The organism is Paraburkholderia ribeironis, from assembly GCF_900019265.1.
GTDB lineage: Bacteria > Pseudomonadota > Gammaproteobacteria > Burkholderiales > Burkholderiaceae > Paraburkholderia > Paraburkholderia ribeironis.
Window position 1 is genome coordinate 1 of record NZ_CYGX02000093.1, and the last position, 5,248, is coordinate 5,248.

The window sequence follows — 5,248 nt, forward strand, 5'->3', positions numbered from 1 at the left end:
GACCAGCTGCGCAGCTATCTATAAGGAGCTCCTGTTTCTTGCAAGCTGGGTTTAATAGGGCATACGTCGAATCCTGTGTTGTCAGCGCGTGCACGGAAGCATGAGGGCAGACGAGGCAGACTGCAAACCTATAAACGGCCTGTTTGGGCGCTGTGATTGCTGCGCCCGGGCCCGGATAGTAACCGCACAGCGGGACTCCATTCCGGCGACGGCGAATACAAGAACTGTAGCGCCTGATAGCTGCTCGAGTTCGCCCGCTGTCGGTCTGACCTGTCGCTATCCCTGCGTGATGCGTGTTGCGCTTGGAAGTCAATTCATGGTGGCATTGCACTTTCTGTTCTGTAGTTCATGCGTCCGCCGCCATTGCATTGCAGGCGGGCGCATGGGATGGATCGAAGCGTTCGTCCCTGGCCAATACGGCCCAGAGGATGCGGGCGTGCTTGTTGGCAACCGCGACCAGCGTCTTATAGTAGCCAATACGCGCATGCAGCTGGACGATCCAGTTCGAGAGGGCTCTGGTGCAAATAGGGCCGGCGAATGGGTTAGAGTTGTCGGAACAAAACGAACCGACGAGCCGCGATGAGCAAGCTGAAGAGTCCGGAGAAGTTGTTCGGCGGACGTCATTTTGATCGGGAGATCATCATTCTGTGCGTTCGCTGGTACCTGCGCTACAAGCTCAGCTTTCGCGATCTGGTCGAGATGATGGCCGAACGGGGATTGTCGCTGGCTCACACGACGATTCTGCGCTGGGTGAGGCGTTATACACCCGAGTTCGTCAAACGCTGGAACCGCTTTGCTACACCTGCGGGTCGCTCGTGGCGTGTCGATGAGACTTACCTGAAGATTCGCGGCAGGTGGGTCTACCTGTACCGGGCAGTGGATCGGGCTGGCCAGACGGTGGACTTCATGCTCAGAGCCCGACGCGACGTGGCTGCGGCCAAAGCTTTTTTCAGCAAGGCCATCAAGCGTCAGGGCCAGCCGCCGGAGACCATCACGCTCGACGGCTATGCCGCCTCGCACCGCGCGGTGCGCGAAATGAAGACCGATGGTCTGCTGCCTGAAGACACGAAGGTCCGGTCCTCAAAATATCTGAACAACGTGATCGAGCAAGACCATCGCCACATCAAGTCCAGAACGAACGTGATGCTCGGGTTCAAGCGATTCGGGAGCGCCGCGACCACGATTTCAGGAATCGAGTTGACGCATCGCATTCGCAAGGGGCAGTTCGATCTCGCGAAGCTCGGCCTCAAGGAGCCCGCTGCGCCCGCCGTATGGAATGCGGTCCTGTTTGATCGATAAGCTTTCCTACCTATATGAGCTTTCTCAACCCGCTTACCTATTTGCACCAGAACCTCCCCGCCGGCGCTGCCAGGACAGCCTCCTGATTGACCGGCTTGACGAACTTCGCCCGCTCGAGGCGCGGGCACATCAGCGCGCGGACGACCTTCGCACACTTGCCCTGTGGCTGGAGCGCGATGTCCTGTCGCTGGCCGGGCCCGATCTGCCGACCCGCCAGGAGCTGTTCGACTTTATCGTCGAGCAACTTCGTCAGCGTGAACCTGAAGATCCCTCACGCATCGGCACGATGCGCGTGGCCCTGCAAAACCAGCGCAACGATCTGCTCGCCTTCGCCGGCGTGCTGGACCAGAAGCTCGACGCCATCGCAAGCGATACTGCCGTCGCCGGGCATCTCGTACGGGCAACGTGCCTGTTGCACCGCAAGCCAACCTCCGTCGCATTCTGGCAGGCATGGAACCGGCTGCATGCGGCCATCGACCGCCGGTTCCACGAAGTCTGGACTGCGGTTTCGCAGGCGCTGCACGACACTCCGCGTAGCAGTTCCCTGGTGGAGAACCTGAACTCGCGCCTGCGCAACTGCCTGACGCTGCGGCACCATCTGGACGGCGGTCGCGCCTGGCTGGAGCTGCTGAAATTCTTCGTCAATCATCGTCGCTTCACACGCAGCCGTTGCAGCGGGCGGGTCGGCAAAAGTCCGCGCGAAGCGATGACCGGGGAAGCACATTCGCACTCGCTGACGCTGCTCGGACTCGGCCCGCTTCAACCCCGGCAGATCTGATGCCGGGGAGGTCGTTGCAGGCCTCCAGTTTGCATCGCATTCCTTACCAATTCTGCATTTTTATGCAGGACGGTTCAGCTCGTCCGTGTAACGCAAAAAAGCGGGCTTTTGAACCACGCCGTCATTTCCCATCCTTGCTTATGCGAATTAGATTCAGGCAACTGTTCGGGCTTTCGATGAGCGGCTCGGCTCGTGCGCCATGTGCTTCGGGACCGGCTTGCAAACCCCAAGGAGGAGATCAGGCTGCACGAGCTTTGCCAAACCGACATCAACAACAAAAATCAACGACAGACTGTGGATTTGTGGACGATGCGCCTGCGGCGCACCGGCGAGCTTACCGTGGACAACGCTACACGTTGCCCACCGCGCTCACCTTCGCCCACAAGTTCCACACCCTCCTATCATGATGAATAAAAATCATAAACTTCAAGATACAAGGGAGCGAGTCGTCCATCACATCAGAGCCCTTGTCACAATCGACGCTTGATGTGCATCAATCCCGCATGCTTCAGCACTGACTACAATTTTTGTACAAAGAAGTTTGTGCATTTGGCACGCCGCTGCTACCACTGGAGCGCGTCATGAACGGAAATTCGGGGTCGCCTTGGCGCTCACCCTTGCCGCTGGATATACAGTCTGTGCCGCCTTATCTGCCGCGTGGCCGGGCGTAGGAATCGACTTCCTGAACGCAGTGTTTCATCGCCTCGATTTTCACAAGCTCGACATCGGCGTGCCGTTCCCGGTGGACATGTTCGTCTACCCGTTCGTCGTGTTCGTCGTATGGGGGTTGCAGTCGGAACGCTCTTCGCCTGGATTCGTGACCTGCTGTGCCTCGAACGATAACGGCCGTTCTGCTCAAATGCTCGTGAGCCGCTCGTCAACGGTGATCGTTCTTCGGATCTCCGCTCTCTCGCTGCAATTTCTGTGGAGAAGCATGATGCAATGGATTTCGCAAAACTGGTTCTGGATCGTCTTGGCGCTGGCTGTGTTCCTCCTGATGCGGCGCGGCGTAATGGGCAGCGGCATGGGCGTATACAGCGGAGGTTCTCATGAGCATCGTTCAAGCGAGACGGCTCGCCCCGCGACCTGGTCAATGGGCGCTCCGTGCCCGTGCGCACGGCTCATGCGCTTACCTCCTTATTCGATGGGCGCACATACTATTTCGAGTCTGAAGAATCGCGCTCGGAGTTCAACAAAGACCCGCAACGATATGCGGGCGGTGGCATGCGTCGGCACAACAGAGCGTGTTGACGGGGGCGCAATGAGTAGCAAAAAGCGACACGCGATGCCGGAACATCTGTGCCTCGCTGCGTATCCGGCACCGCACCTCCACAACCCGGTCGGCGATATCGCACGGCTGCCCGAGCCAGAGTTCATTGAAGGATTCAGGCCGCTGCGCAGCATTCCCAAGCAGGTCCTGACGGACCGCAAACTGTTAAGGCGTTTCTGCCTAGGCTGCGGGCCGAGTTTGAGCTGCTGAACTCCTAGGGTCTGTTTACATTCTCACCAGAGGTCCAAAGGCACAGGCAAGTGCTGCGAATGCGAGATAATTGCCAGCGAGCTTGTCGTAACGAGTGGAGACCCGACGAAAATGTTTGATGCGGCTGAAGAAACGTTCGACGATGTTCCGAGTGCGATACAGCACGCGGCTGTAGCGACGTTTCGTCTTGCGATTCGAGCGCGGCGGAATGACAACCTTGGCATGCCTCGCGCGGATGGTGTTCGCGAACGCATCCGAGTCGTAGCCTTTGTCGGCAATCACCGCGCCCGTGCGCAAATGTTCGACCAATTCGTGTGCGCACGCACGATGGTCGAATCGATCAGCACTTGCTTGATCTCTGTCTGGTCGGCGACTGCGCAGGCCACGCGCTCCCAGATGCCTTTGCGACGCCACCGCGAGAAGCGCATGTACACCGTATGCCATCGTCCGAACTCTTTCGGCAAATCGCGCCACGGGCAACCAGTTCGGCCGATCCAGAGCACCGCTTCGACAAACCAACGGTTGTCGGCAGCCGTCCGCCCTGGATCGCCCTCCTTGCCCGGCAAGACAGATTCGATTCGTAACCATACATCGTCGCTCAGCAGTGTTCGGATCATCTTGGCCTGTTCGCGCAAAAGACAAGATGTAAACACATTTCATCGAATGTAAACAGACCCTAGCACGTGCCCACGCCACTAAAGGTCCCCGCCACGATTCTCGGCGGCAACCATGACCGCATCGTCGAACGCGCGGAAATCGACGCGTGGCAACGATATTTCGCAGGACCGGTCGACGTGCAAGAAATCGACGGCGGACCGGCGGACATTACTGCATGAAGGACGCCGCACGCGAAGTGGTCGAGGTGCTGTCGGCGCGGCTCACGCCGTCGCTCGTCGCCTGAGAGCGTGCTGAAATCGGCTCCGGAATCGGACCGAATGCTGCCATTCGTGCGGAGTGGCAGTTGGGATCACGATCCGCACATTGATGAATGAACCTGGAGATAAATAGTGAAAAAGATTCTTGGATTGCTCGCCACGGTTGGTGCTCTGTCCTCCCCCGCGCTGCTGGCGATCGTTCCCTCGACCGTCTGGGCGGCAGGAAGTCCGACCTGCGCAAGTCTGGTGGGATCGTGGGGCAATCAGCTCGGCTCGACCATGAATATCGTTTCAGTCAATCCGACGACGGGCGCCATCACGGGGACCTACCGGTCGCCGTCGGGCACCACCGGGCAGCAATTCCCGCTGATCGGCTGGACCAACACGGCTCCGGCGCAAAACGGGCAGGACAACGTCACGCTGGTTTCGTTCACGGTGAACTGGGGAAACTATGGCACGGTGACGTCGTGGTCTGGCCTCTGCCGCACGCAGGACCGGGTGCCTATCATCGCTGCGCTGTGGAATTTCGCCCAGTCCAACGCACAGTTTTCGTGGAGCCACGTCAATACGGGGCAGGATGTTTTCATGCCGACTCTGGCGGAAAAGTAACCCTGTTTGGAAGGGTTGCCTCAAATCTGAAGCGTAACACCGTTTCGTATAAAGGGCTCTGTCAGGTTGGCCGATGTAGTCTGTCTTTGTGGCGCACGAGTAGTTGTCCTGATTAGATAACCCTGTCTCCGGCCGCAGTGACAGTCCAACCATGCCACGTCGCGAAACGTTTCTGGAGCGCGGTACGATGACATGCCGCGTTCATCT

General features: G+C 58.7%; 5 protein-coding genes and 2 pseudogenes. 5 read left to right on the top strand and 2 right to left on the bottom strand.

What is annotated here, in order from left to right; translation table 11 throughout:
- Positions 1 to 346 precede the first annotated feature (346 nt).
- A pseudogene (locus BN2475_RS35930) lies at positions 347 to 502 on the bottom strand (IS110 family transposase); the annotation flags it as partial.
- 77 nt (positions 503 to 579) lie between these two features.
- Between BN2475_RS35930 and BN2475_RS29615 the strand changes: the two are divergent.
- The 3 genes from BN2475_RS29615 (at position 580) to BN2475_RS36400 (ending at position 3,557) form a co-directional block, all read left to right on the top strand.
- Positions 580 to 1,299 carry an IS6 family transposase gene (locus BN2475_RS29615; protein WP_094782963.1) on the top strand — a complete coding sequence of 240 codons (720 nt, stop codon included), beginning with the start codon at positions 580 to 582 and terminating at the stop codon, positions 1,297 to 1,299.
- The gene (locus BN2475_RS33985) at positions 1,289 to 2,077 is read left to right on the top strand and encodes a hypothetical protein (RefSeq protein ID WP_143325972.1); all 789 of its coding nucleotides are present in this window, start codon (positions 1,289 to 1,291) and stop codon (positions 2,075 to 2,077) included. Before BN2475_RS29615 ends, BN2475_RS33985 begins: the two co-directional genes overlap by 11 nt.
- A 604-nt stretch (positions 2,078 to 2,681) precedes the next feature.
- Positions 2,682 to 3,557 carry a DUF5676 family membrane protein gene (locus BN2475_RS36400; RefSeq protein ID WP_342744665.1) on the top strand — a complete coding sequence of 292 codons (876 nt, stop codon included), beginning with the start codon at positions 2,682 to 2,684 and terminating at the stop codon, positions 3,555 to 3,557.
- 15 nt (positions 3,558 to 3,572) lie between these two features.
- Here BN2475_RS36400 and BN2475_RS29640 read toward each other — a convergent pair.
- Positions 3,573 to 4,174 (bottom strand): annotated as a pseudogene (locus BN2475_RS29640) (IS5 family transposase).
- A 66-nt stretch (positions 4,175 to 4,240) separates the two neighbouring features.
- Between BN2475_RS29640 and BN2475_RS34425 the strand changes: the two are divergent.
- Positions 4,241 to 4,393, top strand: a complete 153-nt coding sequence (locus BN2475_RS34425; RefSeq protein ID WP_159444629.1) for a hypothetical protein — start codon at positions 4,241 to 4,243, stop codon at positions 4,391 to 4,393.
- Between the two features lie 171 nt (positions 4,394 to 4,564).
- Entirely contained in the window at positions 4,565 to 5,041 is a 477-nt protein-coding gene (locus tag BN2475_RS29645; protein ID WP_094782966.1) for an avidin/streptavidin family protein, read from the top strand.
- Positions 5,042 to 5,248 lie beyond the last annotated feature (207 nt).

Bases quoted from the DNA above. Each gene is read 5' to 3' on its own strand.
- BN2475_RS29615 (WP_094782963.1), top strand. From the start codon at position 580: ATGAGCAAGCTGAAGAGTCCGGAGAAGTTGTTCGGCGGACGTCATTTT.